14 protein-coding genes are annotated in these 15,734 nt (G+C 59.1%); 6 read left to right on the top strand and 8 right to left on the bottom strand.

Features of this window, described 5'->3' with window-relative positions; genetic code table 11:
* Positions 1-30: 30 nt before the first annotated feature.
* Both HFP54_RS00155 and HFP54_RS00150 read right to left on the bottom strand, forming a co-directional pair.
* Positions 31-1,197 (bottom strand): HD domain-containing protein, encoded by a 1,167-nt coding sequence (locus tag HFP54_RS00155; RefSeq protein ID WP_168563638.1) that lies wholly within the window; start codon positions 1,195-1,197, stop codon positions 31-33.
* Positions 1,198-1,287: 90 nt separating this feature from the next.
* Positions 1,288-2,058 carry an MBL fold metallo-hydrolase gene (locus tag HFP54_RS00150; RefSeq protein ID WP_197137573.1) on the bottom strand — a complete coding sequence of 257 codons (771 nt, stop codon included), beginning with the start codon at positions 2,056-2,058 and terminating at the stop codon, positions 1,288-1,290.
* A 497-nt stretch (positions 2,059-2,555) separates the two neighbouring features.
* On the opposite strand from HFP54_RS00150, the gene HFP54_RS00145 reads away from it, so the two are divergent.
* The 3 genes from HFP54_RS00145 to HFP54_RS00135 are packed head-to-tail and all read left to right on the top strand — an operon-like array spanning position 2,556 to position 6,599.
* On the top strand, positions 2,556-3,470 hold the full coding sequence (locus HFP54_RS00145) for a TIM barrel protein (protein WP_146411236.1): 915 nt from the start codon (positions 2,556-2,558) through the stop codon (positions 3,468-3,470).
* Positions 3,471-3,506: 36 nt separating this feature from the next.
* Positions 3,507-5,240 (top strand): FG-GAP repeat domain-containing protein, encoded by a 1,734-nt coding sequence (locus tag HFP54_RS00140; RefSeq protein WP_168563637.1) that lies wholly within the window; start codon positions 3,507-3,509, stop codon positions 5,238-5,240.
* A gap of 18 nt (positions 5,241-5,258) precedes the next feature.
* Entirely contained in the window at positions 5,259-6,599 is a 1,341-nt protein-coding gene (locus HFP54_RS00135; RefSeq protein ID WP_168563636.1) for a tetratricopeptide repeat protein, read from the top strand.
* Here the strand turns inward: HFP54_RS00135 and HFP54_RS00130 are convergent.
* Positions 6,596-7,198, bottom strand: a complete 603-nt coding sequence (locus tag HFP54_RS00130) for a cytochrome c oxidase subunit 3 (RefSeq protein WP_145302406.1) — start codon at positions 7,196-7,198, stop codon at positions 6,596-6,598. The genes HFP54_RS00135 and HFP54_RS00130 overlap by 4 nt on opposite strands.
* Positions 7,199-7,357: 159 nt before the next feature.
* On the opposite strand from HFP54_RS00130, the gene HFP54_RS00125 reads away from it, so the two are divergent.
* Positions 7,358-8,374, top strand: a complete 1,017-nt coding sequence (locus tag HFP54_RS00125; protein WP_146411227.1) for a hypothetical protein — start codon at positions 7,358-7,360, stop codon at positions 8,372-8,374.
* A 16-nt stretch (positions 8,375-8,390) separates the two neighbouring features.
* On the opposite strand, the gene mntR is transcribed toward HFP54_RS00125, so the two are convergent.
* A complete protein-coding gene (gene mntR, locus HFP54_RS00120; RefSeq protein WP_146411224.1) occupies positions 8,391-8,801 on the bottom strand; it encodes a manganese-binding transcriptional regulator MntR in 411 nt (136 codons plus the stop codon).
* 444 nt (positions 8,802-9,245) lie between these two features.
* Here mntR and HFP54_RS00115 point away from each other — a divergent pair, with 444 nt between their 5' ends.
* Together HFP54_RS00115 and HFP54_RS00110 are read left to right on the top strand one after the other, a co-directional pair.
* Complete coding sequence (locus tag HFP54_RS00115) at positions 9,246-10,370, top strand: DUF1559 domain-containing protein (protein WP_168563635.1); 1,125 nt, start codon at positions 9,246-9,248, stop codon at positions 10,368-10,370.
* On the top strand, positions 10,367-10,705 hold the full coding sequence (locus HFP54_RS00110; RefSeq protein WP_168563634.1) for a hypothetical protein: 339 nt from the start codon (positions 10,367-10,369) through the stop codon (positions 10,703-10,705). Before HFP54_RS00115 ends, HFP54_RS00110 begins: the two co-directional genes overlap by 4 nt.
* A 27-nt stretch (positions 10,706-10,732) precedes the next feature.
* On the opposite strand, the gene HFP54_RS00105 is transcribed toward HFP54_RS00110, so the two are convergent.
* From HFP54_RS00105 to kdsA, 4 genes are all read right to left on the bottom strand, one after another.
* Positions 10,733-11,509 carry a TylF/MycF/NovP-related O-methyltransferase gene (locus tag HFP54_RS00105; RefSeq protein ID WP_146411215.1) on the bottom strand — a complete coding sequence of 259 codons (777 nt, stop codon included), beginning with the start codon at positions 11,507-11,509 and terminating at the stop codon, positions 10,733-10,735.
* Between the two features lie 52 nt (positions 11,510-11,561).
* Entirely contained in the window at positions 11,562-12,881 is a 1,320-nt protein-coding gene (locus HFP54_RS00100) for a glycosyltransferase family 4 protein (protein ID WP_168563633.1), read from the bottom strand.
* Positions 12,874-14,598: a tetratricopeptide repeat protein gene (locus HFP54_RS00095; protein ID WP_168563632.1), complete on the bottom strand. Its 1,725-nt coding sequence runs from the start codon at positions 14,596-14,598 to the stop codon at positions 12,874-12,876. Before HFP54_RS00095 ends, HFP54_RS00100 begins: the two co-directional genes overlap by 8 nt.
* Before the next feature lie 82 nt (positions 14,599-14,680).
* Positions 14,681-15,589, bottom strand: coding sequence for a 3-deoxy-8-phosphooctulonate synthase (kdsA, locus tag HFP54_RS00090; protein WP_168563631.1), 909 nt, complete (start codon positions 15,587-15,589; stop codon positions 14,681-14,683).
* Positions 15,590-15,734: the final 145 nt, after the last annotated feature.

Genomic DNA, 15,734 nt, shown 5'->3' with positions numbered 1-15,734 from the left:
CAAACTGCGTGCGATCCGTGGCGGATGTTTCTAGCGTATTGGGCCGGCGTCGTGGGGTGACCACGACGGCTGGACCGGGTCGCCGCCGAACATTTCTTCGATGCCTTCGATGTAATCCAGTGCCTGCTGCAGCGTATCGACGGACACCCCGGCAACGCGACCGCCGCGGTCACAATCCCCCAACAGCAACAGATCCTCGAACCACGGATGCGATGCCAAACGACGTCGGCGGCGGGCGCCGATCGTGTGGTCGTGAATCTTGTGGGCTTCCATATGATGAGCGATCAGCCATGCGGTGCGTGGACTGATGTAGCCATCCAAAGCCTCCAGCGCCGCGACCGAATGATCGTCGGGATCGATCGCCTTGCCGACGTCATGCATCAGTGCGGCCAACAAGAACTCTTCGTCATAGGGTGCTTCGTCCTTGGCCAAACCGAACACCTGCAGGCTGTGATAAAGCGCATCGCCTTCGGGGTGCCAGCGTGGCGACTGGACGACATTTTCCAGCGGGACCATCAAAGCTTGGAAGACTTGAAAACGGTCGGGACGCCCCTGGATCTGTCGCAGCGATGTCGACAGCGACTCAGCATCGTAATCGTGTGCGAACACCAACAGCTTTTCCAGCTGCGACGCCGAAGCCCGTTCGATCGCTTTGCCGGTGATGCTGCTTTTGAATCGATGTCCGATCCATTTCAATGGATAGACCGTCAATTCAATCGGAAACTCGTCCGCGATGCGGATATGGGTAAACACACGCGGTTGGCCGTCCTTGACCACTTGCTTGCGAACCACCTGACAGCCGAACCCCAACGAATCGACTTCGTCGGCGATCGCGTCGGGATGATTTCCAAAGACATGGATATCGATGTCACTGCCGTCGCGGACCGATCCGGTCAGCACGCTGCCGATCAACTTGGGATGGTGAGCGTCCAGTTGCCGCAACCACCACAAGGCGCGTAAACGCATTCGCCCCAATCGTCCTTGGCGGGCATCGGCGTCGGTTTCGTGTAACCGTGTCAGCACCTGGATCTGGTCACGGACCTCGGCGTTGCTGGGCAAGTCGGCGGGTTTGACCCAGCCACGCACCGTCCGTCGCGACGCCTTGATCTTGGCTTGGAAGTACTCCGTTTCCTGTCGGCTGTACATCAATCTGGCCGCCTCGAACGCGATTTGACGGCGCAGCTTCGAATCTTTCATCCGTGGGGTCCGTTCGATGCGGACCCGGTCATGCAAGGGAGCAGGGCAGGGTGGAAAGCGCTTTTTCGGCAATCCCACCTGAGTGAAGATTTACAGGCCCACCAACGGGACCCGCAACCCATCGTAGGCCAACTCGATTCCCGGCGGCAAGGATTCGTTGGTCGGCCCGTGATCCAAATCATGCCCGATATGAGTCAGCAGAGTCCGCTTGGGGGACAGTTGGCGAGACACTTCGATCGCCTGATCGACGGTGAAGTGCGTCGGGTGGGGTTTATAACGCAGCGCACCGATGACCAGCGTGTCCAGGCCCCGCAGCAACTCCATCGATGCGTCCGGGATCCCGTTGGTGTCCGTGCAATAGGCGAAATCACCGATGCGGAACCCCAGCACTTCGAAGTGTGGCCCGTGCAGCATCGGGATCGGCGTCACCGGGACGCCCAACGCTTCGAAGGGATCATGAGTGATGCGGCGAAGTTCCAATCGCGGTTTGGATCCCGGATGGGTTTCCTCGCGATCGGAAAACGCATAATCGAATGACTTGCGAATCCGATCGTCCACTTGTTCCTGACAATAAATCGGTACGGGGGCGTGCAGACGAAATGGAAACAGACGCACATCGTCGAGCCCGAACAGGTGGTCGGCGTGCTCGTGCGTGAACATGATCGCGTGGATCAGCCCGATGTCTTCCCGCAGCAACTGTGCCCGCAGATCGGGCGGGGTGTCGACCAGGAGGTCCCCGTCGGGCAATCGAAAGACGATCGCGCAGCGTGTTCGCTTGTTTTTGGGATCGCTGCTGCGGCAAACCGGGCAATCACAGCCGATGGCGGGGACCCCCACACTGGTCCCGGTGCCCAGAAACACGACCTCCGGACGCGACGAATCAGCCTTCCGGTCGGCCTGATCCGCGTCCGGTGCCGGGCGACGATCACCCGGCGCCGGGTTATTTTTTGCCCGGTCAGACGATGCGCCGGACCGTGCGCCGGACGGCAAATCGGCAGACGAAGACGCTGGCTTGGTCACTCGCGAAGGCTCGGTAAAGGTGGATCCGGTCGGCGCGCTACCGCAGGGCCGATCCGCCGATCTTGCCCGCTGTCATAATCCGGGGCAATTGCCCCTTGGCCCGATCGGGGCGATTCTGCGATACTCTCCGGTCGCCTCAAGCTGTCAATCGTCCTGGACGACCGTCGCCGCGCCGCCTGGTCCGGCCATGCGTGTTGGCGATTCCACCGGCTTCCATGGCCGATTTGCCCGCCCGCCGACGACTGTGCGGGCCGATGAATATCCCGGTCGGACGGGTTTAATCAGACCGCCGGCCCACTGCGAATACAAAGAAGTCACCAGTAGGACCCCATTTGCCCATGTTCAAAAACTTTTCCCCTCAAGCCCTGGGAATCAACGGCCGCCAAAGCGAATTGATCGAATTGTCACTGACCTACGCGTTCCGTGGGATGGACGTCGATCTGTTGGACATGCTGCGTCGATCGCAACGCACGAGCGTGGAAGACGCCACGAAGTACCTGCGGGCGGCCGACATCAAAATTGGTGGTTTTGAACTGGACATCGACCTGGACGCCGATGATGACGCGTTCACCGCACAGGTCGGCACCCTGCACCCGCTGACGGAGTTGGCGGCCGAATTGCAGGTCGAACGTGCTTATTTGCGTGTCCCTTCGGGCACCGACCGGTTGCCTTACCCGGAATACTTCGAAGTCCAGCGAAGCCGCCTGGACCAAATCGCCGGTGTTTTGGCCGCCAAAGACATTCGACTGGCCGTCGGTTTTTCGGCTTGTCCGACCGGTGACGAAGTCCAATTCCCCTTCGTTCGCGACGTCGAAGGCTTCATGGCGTTGATCTCCGCGACGACCGCCGACAACATTGGCTACCTGCTGGACACCTTTGATTGGATCATCGGCGGTGGCGCGATGGACCAAATTACGGAAATCCCTGGTAGCAAGATCGTGGCCGTCCGTTTGTCGTCGTTGTCCGATTCGGTCGACGCATCGACGGCGAAGCCGACCGACCGCGTGCTGCCCGAAAAACAAGGTCTGTTGGACTTGGTCGCACTGGTCAAGCATCTGGATTCGTCGGAGTTCGACGGTCCGATCGGCCCGGCCGCCAGCACGGCGAACTATAAAGGTCAAACCCGCGAAAGTATCGTTCAGGCCGGCCAAGAAGCCGTCGATGCGATCCTCAGCGATGCCGGCCTGCACGTCGCCCCGCGACCGATGGACCTGATCGAAGACATCCCTTACGAGCCGACACCGTCGATCTGATCGCCGGGCATCGGCGCAGTCGAAGGCAACCCACCTTTGAATCCACGTCACGCCGATCCCACCACGCCGGACACCAAAGTTCGTCCGGCATTCTGGACTTCCAAACGCCGAATCGGAAACTTTTTCCTGTTCGGCGTTGCCGTTTGGGCCGCCACCACGTTGGCGTTGCCACGGCCTTCTGCGTCCGATTCCTCAGGCCCCAACCGGCGTGCATCGTCGGCGGCATTCGTTGCCGCGTCGCAATCGAAGCGGCACGACTTGCCGCTTCACCGGGTCGCCGCCAATGATGCACCGCCCACTGACATCGCGTCCATTCGGGCGTTCTGTGGTGACTGTCACCCGATGCCGGACCCCACGCACTTGCCAGCCGGATACTGGCCCCAACAGGTGCTGGACAAGATCGCTCTTTATCACCAATCCAGACGCAACGACTTGGTGATTCCCGATTACCAGGCGATCGTCGACTACTTTGTCAAAGACGCGCCGCCGGGATATCAGTTTCCGCCACCAGTGAAATCGCTGGACACCACGTTCCAGGCCGTGCCGCTGCGATGGGACGGCGAAAAGGACTTGATGGCGGTGTCATCGACGTTGCCGCTGGCCGACAAACGCACTCCCGAAGACGCGATTTCGATGGCGGTGACTGATTTGTGGACCGGCGTCATCAAGCGTCTGGAGTTCCATCGTTCCGAATCGGGCGAAGCGTCCAAAGTCGACGTGACGTCGACGCTGTTGGGCCGCGGCGGAAATCCGTCACGAATCCATGAAGCCGATTTGGACGCCGACGGAATCATGGACTATGTCGTTTCCGACTTGGGTTCGATGGCACCCCAAGATGAACGTCAAGGTTCGGTGTGGTGGTTGCAGGGACAAAGCGATGGTGGCTTTCGCCGACATGCACTGCGTTTGGGCCTGACACGGGTGGCCGACGCCCTGCCGTTTGATTACGACGGGGACGGTGACTTGGACCTGATCATCGCGGATTTCGGTCTGTATTTCTCCGGTGGCGTCGAAATCATGCGTCAGACTGGAATCCAAAACGGCATCCCACAATTCGAAACGGAGGTCCTGGACCCACGTGATGGATGCATCGAAATTCTGATTGCCGATTTCAACGACGATGGCTTGGATGACCTGATCACCCTGGTGACCCAGAACGCCGAATCAATCGACTTGTATTTGAACCGTGGCGATGGGCAGCTGGAACGAAAGAATCTGCACACCGGCAACACACCGACACTCGGCAGCAGCGGGATCGAAGTGGTCGATCTGGACAAAGATGGCGATCTGGATGTGGTTTACACCTGCGGCGACACCTTTGATGACAACATGGCCAAACCGTTTCACCACATCGGATGGTTGGAAAACGAAGGCACGTTTCCGTTAACGCCCCACGAGTTATTTCCCATGCCCGGGGTGTACACCGCGACGGTCGGCGACATCGACCAAGATGGTGATTTGGATATCGCGGCCTGTTCGCTTTTGTCACAGCATCAGGTTGACGCTTATCCCCCGGGTTCCTTTCCGTCGGTCGTGTGGCTGGAACAGACCGAAGACATGGAATTTGCACCGCATGTTTTGGAAACCGACCGGTGCCACGCGGCGACCTGCCGACTGATCGATATCGACCGCGATGGCGATTTGGATCTTTATGTTCCACCACTGACCGTCGAAATGACGCCGCAAACCGAGTACGTTTGGTGGATGAATCGCACGATCGACGGGCCTGTTCCGTCTGACGAATCCGCCGAACCAGCGGCGGCCCAGTGACGCTTGCCCAACGCCCCGATGAATCGCAAACGGAATCCCCCAGGCCGACAAGCATCCCAGGTTGCCGGCGATAAAGATGCCGACCGTGGCAACGATCCCGAATCGCCCACGACCAAGCCGCGGTCGTCTCCCGGGCGATTGTTGGTACTGGGCGTCGCCCTGGTCGCCTTGTTGATTGTCGCGGTGCTGTGGGGAATCGGCCGCTGGGACGCAAAGGTCGAATCACAGTACGACAACCTATTGGCGTCGCAGCAGTACGACGCGGCCGCTGAAGTCATACAGCGACGCGTTTGGCCGCTTTCGCCAGCCGAACAAGCCGTCAAACGCGCACGAATCGCGCGATTGAAACTGCAATACACACTGGCCGATCAAACACTGGCGGCGGTCGACGCAGAACCCGGCGAATTCCCAAGGTTGGACCGCGAAGCCGAATTGCTGCAGTTGCAGGAAACAGGCGAAGCCAGTTCGTCGAAACTTCAGCGTTTGTTGGAAGGCGCCCCTGACGACACGAACGCGTTGTTTGAAGCGTGGACCATCGGCCAGCTGAACACGCAAAACTTTGCCGCCGCCGGCGGCGTTCTTTCGCAGTGGATGCAGTCCGAACCGAGCCAAGCCACGCCCCGGTTCTATATGGGCGCAATGCTGAACACGCAAAGCGATTACGTCACCGCCGAGACGTACTTTCGCGAAGCGTTACGCTTGGACCCCGACTTTGACAACGCACGACTGGGGCTGATCGAAGTCCTGGCACGCCAAAACCGCCAAGACGTCGCGCTGCCGATTGCCAAACGACTGATCCGACGACGTCCCGACGACGCGGAAGCATTGATGTGGCGGGCGCAGCTATTGACCGATTTGAATCGCCCCGCGGAAGCCGAACCTGATTTGCGTCAAGCACTTCGATTGCAACCCGAACTGTACGATGCGCGATTGATGCTGGGGAAAACGCTGTTGCAGCAGGGCAGGGCACAGGAGGCCAAGGAGACGTTGTTGCCCATATTGCAGACGTTCGAAAAAGACGTCGCAACGCTGTACCTGCTGGCACGCTGTGACGCGCAACTGGGTGCCACGACGGACTCGGATCAATGGCTGGATCAATACGTCCAGGCAAAAGCGTTGAAGCGATCGTTGTTTCATCGCACCCAAAAGATGAACGAACGACTGCGTCAGGGCGTCCAGGCCACCCCGGATCAACTGAATCAGATGGCCCGCGATCACATGGCCGCGGATTGGAAGGCGGCTTTGCCCTGGTTGCGCGACATGGCCGATAAGGATCAAGCACGCCGGTGGCGTTTGGTTTATTTCCAGGCCAGCGGAAATGCGAACGCCGAAGAAGAAATTCGGTTGCAAATCGATTAAGCGAATCCGCCGGTGGTCATCCAAAACGTCGCCAGCATCATCAGCCAAACCACGTCTAAGAAATGCCAGTAGTGGGCAGCGAAATCGACCGGCCAGTGTCGTTCATGATCGTACTTTCCCAACACCGAACGCACCGAAACGATTGCCAGGGAAATGATCCCGCCGGCCACATGCAGGGCATGCAAGAACGCTAACACGAACACCATTCCGATCACGCCGCGGCCGATCCCTTCGGCGACATCGGAACCCGACATCATCGTCCGCATCGATCGAAATTGGACGTACATGAACAGGACCGCTGCGATGCTGCTGGTAATCAGTAAGATACTGGTCTGCCATCGTTTCTGTCGTCGAACGGTCCGGGTCGCCGCATGAACGAGCCCGCTGATCGCCAGCAGACACCCCGTGCTGATCAAAAAAGTCAGTGGCAGCGGCATCTGCGACTGTGGATCATCGCGACGCCAATACGCGTACAACCCGTACAACAACAGACTGGATAGAAAAAAGATCACCAACGACAACAGAAACAGCATGCCGCCTTGCTGGGCACGGTGATCGCTGGGAAGTTTGTGGGGGCGATTTTTGTTGGATCGTGGCATCGCAAACGGCCCCATCGGGCGGGGATAAAATCGGGCTAAGCTAAAAATTTACAGATCGTGACCGAACCGGCCGAATCCATTGCAACACGGCCCCGTCGGGTCAATTCCGGCTGACACGCTGGGCAATCCACCAACCACCGCATCAAATCCGACTTCTACATGACCGCAATTCGGACATTTTGTAACGCGGACCTGCCGGGTCTGCTGGAAGTTTGGATCCGACACTGGTCCGCCGTCGGCCCGCCGCCGTCGGTCAGTGTGCCGATGATCGAACAGTCGATTCTGGCGCGAACTTTTTTTGATGCAACCCAGTTACTGGTCGCCGTGGACGAAGAAAACCGTCCCCACGCCTGGGCCCACTTTCTGTCGGCCGACGAAGCGTTCACCAGCGAACTGGGCCCCTATCACGTCGAAGACCCCGCGGCCCCCCATGATGCCGTGTTGGCCGCCATTTGCTTCGATGGCGACGGGGGCCTGGCCATGTGCGACGACCTGCTGCGTGAGGTTCAGTCGGCGGCCAGCCGCAAAGGCTTCACCCGATTGCTGACCGGGCCGCTGCGTGACAAGACGTGCGGCTATGCGGGACTTTCCCCGATCGGTCACGGGATTGGCGTCCCCAGCCATGACGCCCGCACCAGTTCGCTGCTGTCGCGGCAAGGCTTCACCCCCACCATTACCGCCAAGGCGCTGACCGCGGCGACCAGCACCTATCGTCCGCCGGTGGGTCGTGAAAGCTTGATGCTGCGGCGCTCCACTCGCACCGACTCGTTTGCGATCTACCCACGAACGGCTCGTCAAGCGTCCGCCATGTCTCACCTGGACTTGGAACAACACCAACTAATCGATCACCGCAGTGGGACCGTTCTGGCCGAGGTCGTCCTGTGGATCAGCGACCCGGAATCCCAGGTCATGAACGTGGACAAAGCCATCCTGGACTTGTCCAGTTCCTTTCGCACCGGTGGCATGGACAGTACCGACGCGGATCTGTCACACGAATCGTACTTGATCGCATCGATCGTTAGCGGACTGCCGAATCGTCGAATTTTCGAAGTCGAAACCAGCGTCGACCAAGATGACACCAAACGCATCGAGCAACTGACGAACCTAAAGTTCACGATCGCCCAACAAGGCCAGCGGTGGGAAAAACCGCTGAATCCGTCAAGCGAGCAAGCCTAGCCTCAACCGAGCATGCCTAGGCCTGGGGCCATCCCTTTTCGACCACGCGTTTCATCATCGCCAGGGTTTCATCACTGACATGATGTTCGATGCCTTCGCTGTCGGCGGCGGCCGATGACTCGCTGACCCCCATCGCGCGTAAGAATGCGTAGACCACCGCGTGTCGACGTCGACTTTGTGTCGCCAAGCGGCGTCCCGCCTCGGTCAATTCGATCGGCTGATACGCCGCCGTGGTCACATAACCGTCTCGCTGAAGACGCGCCACGGTTCGATTCACCGTCGCATGCGTCACCGAAAAGAAATTCACCAAGTCCACCGATCGGCAAACCCCATTTTTGGCGATCGCATCGGCAATCGCTTCCACATAGTCCTCCGCCGTTTCGCTGGCGTGGTCGTCGCGGGTCCGCTGGTGTGAGTTCGCTGTCACAGGATCGGGAAAAATCGGATCGCAAGAATTTGGATCGGGAATCGGGAGCAAACGCCAACCAAAAAGCGGCTGTTTTTTGGCCCGACGGCATGTCGAACGCCGCGCGACATAGTCTGGCAGCCAAAAACCATAAAGTGTACCCGTTGGGCCGAAGACGTTTTCAGGTGGAACCTGTCCTCCTATCCCGGGACGACGTACTCAACCAGGTGCGACATTTTTTCAGCCACACCCTTGCCGCCACAGCCCGCGCGGTCTAGCATCACCTCAGAAAGTTAGCACAGGCTAACTCAGGGAGCCGCACGATGCATGGCTTTTTCAAAGTCCATCAGAGTGTCGGCTTTCAACACCGCCGCAAATGTTAGCTTGCGCTAAACCCCGGTCTCGGGCCGGGCGACAATCGTGACCGCGGCCGCATGTTCATCCTTTCGCTTTGGCGTTGCCCTGATGATCTTTCCTGTTTTTCGATTCCGCAGCCTGCATGACGCTCCCACCCACCGCAAATCGCGACGCGGTGCTTTCACCCTGGTCGAACTGCTGGTGGTGATCGCCATCATCGGCGTCTTAGTGGGACTCTTGTTGCCGGCGGTCCAAGGTGCGCGTGAAGCGGCACGGCGGATGGAATGCAGCAACAACCTGCGGCAAATCGCACTGGCGTCGCACAACTACGCTTCGGCGTTCAAGCAGTTCCCACCGGGCTACCAATCGCATCCGACCAGCAATGGAAGCGTTCCCTCGTGGGTCACCATCGATTCGACGACCTGGGACGCGGGCTCGGGATGGGGCTGGGGATCGATGCTGCTGCCCTTCGCCGAACAGACCGCCGTTGCGGATCAGATTCGCTTTGATCGACCGGTTTGGGACCCGGAAAACGAAGCCGCGATCGCGGCGACCATACCGATGTACCTGTGTCCCTCGTCGACCGGTGGTGACCAACCTTTCGAGGTTTTGAATGAATCGGGAAATGCGTTGTCGATATCCGGTCGCAACATCCGTGTCGGCCGCAGTCATTACGTGGCCAGCCATGGCCAAGAAAGCTGCTGGGGCGAATGCGGTTCCGCCGCGGTGGGAATCGTTTTCGACGATATCTATCAGGGCACCACTCGGACGGTACAGATTGACGGCGACGCCAGTCGCGTTGCCGATGGCCCGTTCTATCGAAATTCACGCACTCGATTTCGCGATGTGACCGACGGCACCAGCCAGACGATTTTCTTCGGCGAACACGCATCGGCGCTCAGCGAAAAAACGTGGGTCGGTGTCGTGCCCGGGGCGTTCACGCACCCACAGTTCCTGTCGCCTGAAAACGGTGCCGACGCCGCGGCGACGTTGACGTTGGTGCACGCCGGTCCGTCCGGAGGCGAATTGGATATCACCGGGCAACCCATCATCCACCCGATCAATTTCCCGACCTATCACGTCGGCCAGATGTACAGCCAGCACGTTGGCGGCGGCAACGTGGCTTACGGCGACGGATCAGTACGCTTCGTCACAAATTTCGTCGATCTGATCTTGTGGGCGGAGATGTCCAGCATGAACGAACGCGAACAAATCGACTGGAGTCGACTGTGAATCAAAACCGCTCCGTTTGGTCGACACCCTGGTTGTGGTTTTCGATTGCCGCCATCGTGATGATCGGATTGGCCGTCAGCTTTTGGCCTCGCACGACTCCGCTGTCCGACGACGGCTACGATTTGACGATGGCGTTGTACAACGCGTGTAACCGACGCAACGATGACGCAATCGGACAATTGCAAGACCAAGTCGAAACCAAAGCCAGCGCCGGTCAGTTATCAACCGACGCGACGTCTGCGCTGCGGTCGGTCATCGATGACGCAAAAGCCGGACGTTGGCAACCGGCGATGGTCCGCTGTCGCGAATTGATGGACGATCAGATCAAACACTGAAGAACGATCCGCCGCCCACGATGCGATTCAAGTTGCGAAAGGCTCCGCTTCGGTTTCCAACCCTTTGATCATGAATCCACCACCGGGCGACAGGGCGATCATTTTTTCGGGCTTGTCGGCCAAGACTTCATCGCACGCACGTGTGGCGCCGGGGCAAAATTCCGTCGCGTAGTCGTCACACAACAATATGCCGCCCGGATTCAATCGGTCGTAAAAGAATTCAACACTCTGTCGCGTCGGTTCGTACAAATCCACGTCGACGTGAACGAAACTGAAACGTTTGGTGCCAACTTCGCCAAACCGTTCCGGTATCCAGCCGGTCAAAAAAGTCGTTTGGTCGAACTTTGCCAAAGCATCGCGAGCCGTTTGCTCGCTGACCGACAAATCGCCCTCGGTCCAGTAATCACCGTCCTGTTTGGCATCAGGGGCGCTCAGCCCACAAAACGAATCAAACAGATAGTGATGTCGATTCAGCGAAGACCGCTGGTTGCTTTGACAAATCAAAACCGATGTCGATCCTCGATACACGCCGCATTCGGCAGTGTCACCGGGGACTTGCCAGGTCATTCGCAACAGTTGTGACAACATCCATCGTTTGTGCGTGTTGAAGCCGTCCATTTCGCCTTGTTGGCGAAGGTAGGCGTCGAACGATTCGCGAAGGCACCAGTCCGGATTTGGCCACATGAATCGGTATCCCGGAACCAACTGTTGCCCCAGTTTTTGAAGGGCTTCCAGACGTTTCCCGGGGGTAACGGGACCGCGGAACAGTTCCCGCAAAATGCGGGCGATGACGAAAAATCGCACGGCAGAGATGGCCTTTCAAAAGTTGGCAGAACTAAGATCCGGTATCGACCGCTTACCGAACGTCGTCAAGGCAGCGATCCAGCAAATCGGCCAGGTGGCGACAAATGACCGGTTCGCTGTGATGTGTCTCCAGATAATCGTATACCTTCGAATGATCCACGCTTCGCCGTCGAGTAACGAATTCGGAAAGCACCTCGGGCACGTTCCGCGGATCATCACAAACGACTCCGGCCCCCGATCGCTGAAAAAACTGGTCAAAATCAGCCAACGACACGATCGGCGTCCCCATCGCCGCCGCCTGAAGCAGCACATTGGGAAACCCTTCGTAACGCGGATCTCCGGTGCAAAGAAACGTTTTGGCTTGGGCAAACTGGTTCGGCATCTCTTTCGCGGGCACCCGACTGATGAAGCGAACGTTATCGGGCGGATCAGCAAGGACATCCGCTTCGACCGCCGGATCCGATGGGTTGGCGATGAAGCAAAACTTCAGTGACGGACTTTGCCGCGCAATCTGAATTGCCGTGGTGATTCGTTTGTGGAAATTCTCGAATCTTCCGATCCATAAAACATCAACCGGACGCTGGTCGAAGGGTAGCGTGGACGATGCATTCGATTCATCGTCGCGTGGTGATGTCGGCCCGAAACGTTCTCGCAACTGATTGAAATGATGCAAATCAATGGCGTTTCGAATCAGAAAAGAATCACGTCCAAAGTGTTTTTGCAATTGATCGCATTGCCATTGATTCTGACAGACGAAATGAGTGGCGTTGCGAATCGCAAACATGACGTCGGCCGATTGGACGCCATACTTTGACGTGAAATGGGGGTCGTCGGCGAATCGTGGATTGAGGTCTTCGTTGCTTTGCACCAGCACCAGCGAGGGCCGTTGCTGATCACCAGCGGTGGCGATCACGCCCGCCGATTCGGCATTGACGCCCATCGTGATCCAAACGTCCGGCGGATCCAATTTCGCCAATCTGGGATCCGGTTTTCGCAGCATCGGATCGGCGGCGCGAAACGGCTTGGTGATCGCCAGGCAAAAGACTTGCCAGATCAGCCGCGGGGTCCAACGTACCGGCCGGTCAGACAGTGCCGAGGCCACGGCACGTCGCACGGGCATCCAGCGATCGACATGGGCGGCGATGGTCACGCCGGTGGGATGAGTGTTTGGCAAACGCCGCGTGGAGCGTGCGACGAAGATCGGACGCCATCGTTCGTCGCGTGCCAGGCCGGTGGCAAACGTCCACGCGGCCGTTTCCATTCCGCCGACGGGCACACCCGCACCAGGGGCAACCGTTCCAATCGCTTGCCAAGCGACGATCGCCACCGTGGGGCGATCCGGCGGTGCGGGGGAGGTTGCCAAATCAGTCACGTCCGATCAGACGCGCGCGGATCCGGTTCCCCTGTTCTTGGGGATCACCGACAGTTTTCAACAGCTTCACGGCGGCCTCGGTCTGTCCCAGCTGTTCTTCGGTACGAGCCAGGTTGTACCGTGCGGCGGGTTCCCACGGCGTCGGTTGGTTCGGATCCAACACTCGCTTGTCGAACCAGTTGCGAGCGGTTTCGATGCGGCCGTCGTCGTACTGAACCAGACTTAGCCAATAGGTGGCGGTTCGCTTTCCCTGACGCATCAACCTTTGCACCTGAGCGATCTGGGCTTCGAACTGCTGGTTGTCCATACCCAATTCCCGACGCAGACCGTAAGCCTTTTGCAGTTCCAAATCGATCCTCAAGTCGGCGATTTCAAACTCGGGAGCCCGTTGACTCAGGTACAGCGTCCGCGCGCCCTCGGTCAAATCGTCTTCGTCATCCGAAAATTCACCGTGCAGGTGTCGCCATCGGCCTTGAGACAACATTTGTGGCATCTCCGCCTGGGCATCCATGATCAGCCACTGCGACTGGTACCAGAACGCAAAGAACGGGTCTCGCATGGCCTGGTTTTCCATCGCCGCTCGGTAGATCTCCGCCTGGATCGGGACCGGCCACCAGCGTGCCCCGGCGACGCCCGCGATGGCATCCCAGCGTTCGCTGGAATCGTCGGCGTCGACGTACAAAGTCATCCGTCGCTGGCCGGTCAACGATTCCTGCAACAACTTCATCCGCGTTGCGACCGCCTCGGGCATCAGGTTCAACATCGCGGTGACTTGCTGGACGTCGGCCTTGTCGAACGGATAATCGAAAAAACCCGGGACCTTCAATCGCCGCAACACCGATTCGTCACGACGGGCTTGTTTCAGCGTGGCGATGCCCACTTGGTCCGGCCCTGGGATCGGCAGCCCCAATTCGGGCTCGAATAAATAGACTTCGTTACCGATCATGACTCCCACCGCCCACGGCGTCAGTCGACCGGAATCATCCGAAGGCACCGCCAAGATGGCAGCGGCCAATCCGGCTTGGCGACACAGTTGTTCAAAGACGCCGGCTCGTTGCAGTCCATCGCCGGTGCCACGCCAAATCGTTTCGTAATCGCTTTGCCGATAACCGGCACCGCGAAACTCCAAACCTTCGGGCAACGGTGGCGGCTCCGGTGCCGGTTGGGTCAACACGCGAGGCTGCAAGGCAACATTTCGCACCGTCCAATCGAACAGTCGCGAAGCGGTCTGCAGCGAATCCAGCGAGTCGGGGTCCAATCCGCCGGCCCCGTCTTCGAACCACGACATCCACAACGGATCCGTTTCGCCGGGACGGTCCACCCACTGGACGATCTGACGAAACAGATAGGCATCACGCAGGTGCTTCACATCGCCGCCGACGAAATTCGTGCCGCCGATTTGTTCGTCCAAGACTTCCGGCGGGACCACGCCACGCAGCGTCGACGCGATCTCCGGTGTTCCTGATGCCGGAACGTCGCCGCGGGTCTGCAACCACTGGTTCAGGTGAAAACGGATCTGTTGCTGGGCCCGGGTCGGGTTCAATTCGACCAAACGCTGCAACAAGCTGAACGCTTCGCCCAAATGATCCTGTTTTGATTCGGTTTGAACCCGAGCCTGACGGGAGGCCTGGATTTCTCGCACAAGATCTCGATCGTCACCGCAACCGGCGAACAGACAGACGACCAGCAATAGGCTTAGGGGGCGGAGCAATGACACGGCAGAAACGCACAAACCGGTGGAAAAGAACGGCGATGGAATGGAACGGACAAGCGGATTCGCATGGGCCGCCCGTCACAGGCTAGCGGATCGACGCCAGTTCGTTGACGCACTGCCGCAATCGCAACAGCCGATCGATCAGCGGGCGGAACTGGTCCAGCGGGATCATGTTCGGACCGTCGCTGGGCGACCGTTCCGGCTGGGGGTGGGTTTCAAAAAACAATGCGTCGATACCCACTGATACGGCGGCGCGGGCCAACGGTTCGACCATCTCTCGGTTGCCGCCGGTCGCATCGCCCAGTCCGCCGGGTCGCTGGACGCTGTGCGTGGCATCGAACACCACCGGCACACCCATATTTCGCATGGTGACCAGACCCGCCATGTCGTTGACCAGACGGCCGTAGCCAAAAAACGTCCCACGTTCGCACAACAAGACGCCGCCGTCGCCCGCCCCGGTTGCTTTGGCGACGACGTGACGCATGTCTTCGGGGGCCATGAATTGGCCTTTTTTCACATTCACCGGGCGTCCGGTTTCCGCCGCCGCCACGACCAGATCGGTTTGACGTGCGAGGAACGCGGGGATCTGCAAGATCGAACAGACTTCAGCCGCCACGCCGCATTGTGTGGGTAAATGCACGTCGGTGGTCACCGGCAAACCGCTGGCCTGACCGATCCGCCGAAGCATCTCCACGCCTTGTTCCAGCCCGGGGCCCCGCTTGGCCGCGGCGCTGGTGCGGTTGGCTTTGTCAAAGGAGGCCTTGAACACCACGTTGACCTGATCGGATTGATTGATCGCCGCCAAAACCTCCGCGATCCGCATCGAAGTGTCTTCGTCTTGCAAAACGCAAGGGCCGGCGATCAGCATCAGCGGTTGACCAGAACCGCAGCGAAAAGCGGGTCCACCGTTGGCGGCAGGAATCGCGACGACATTTTGGGCCGCCGAACCAGGGTCGGCCCCGGAATCGGCGGAAGAGTTTTTTGCAGCGTTCATGGCGGGGAAGTTTGGATCATCCCCGGCATGATGGCAATCCGCGAGCGAAAGGTCTGCCGAAGTGGAATGCCCCGTCGCGTCATCACCGATTCGGTGGGGACGTAGCGACGATGCGGGTTGTGCGATCAAAACGTCGAAAGAACCG

The sequence above is a fragment of the Crateriforma spongiae genome (genome assembly GCF_012290005.1).
In the GTDB taxonomy this organism is placed as follows: domain Bacteria; phylum Planctomycetota; class Planctomycetia; order Pirellulales; family Pirellulaceae; genus Crateriforma; species Crateriforma spongiae.
The sequence above is the reverse complement of the archived record's forward strand: the minus strand, read 5'-3'. Positions and strand labels throughout refer to the sequence as shown.

Excerpts from the sequence above, each read along its gene's own strand:
- HFP54_RS00155 (WP_168563638.1), bottom strand. The coding sequence starts at position 1,197 with ATGAAAGATTCGAAGCTGCGCCGTCAAATCGCGTTCGAGGCGGCCAGA.
- HFP54_RS00125 (WP_146411227.1), top strand. The coding sequence starts at position 7,358 with ATGACCGCAATTCGGACATTTTGTAACGCGGACCTGCCGGGTCTGCTG.
- kdsA (WP_168563631.1), bottom strand. The coding sequence starts at position 15,589 with ATGAACGCTGCAAAAAACTCTTCCGCCGATTCCGGGGCCGACCCTGGT.
- HFP54_RS00130 (WP_145302406.1), bottom strand. The coding sequence starts at position 7,198 with ATGCCACGATCCAACAAAAATCGCCCCCACAAACTTCCCAGCGATCAC.
- HFP54_RS00135 (WP_168563636.1), top strand. The coding sequence starts at position 5,259 with ATGAATCGCAAACGGAATCCCCCAGGCCGACAAGCATCCCAGGTTGCC.
- HFP54_RS00145 (WP_146411236.1), top strand. The coding sequence starts at position 2,556 with ATGTTCAAAAACTTTTCCCCTCAAGCCCTGGGAATCAACGGCCGCCAA.
- HFP54_RS00115 (WP_168563635.1), top strand. The coding sequence starts at position 9,246 with ATGATCTTTCCTGTTTTTCGATTCCGCAGCCTGCATGACGCTCCCACC.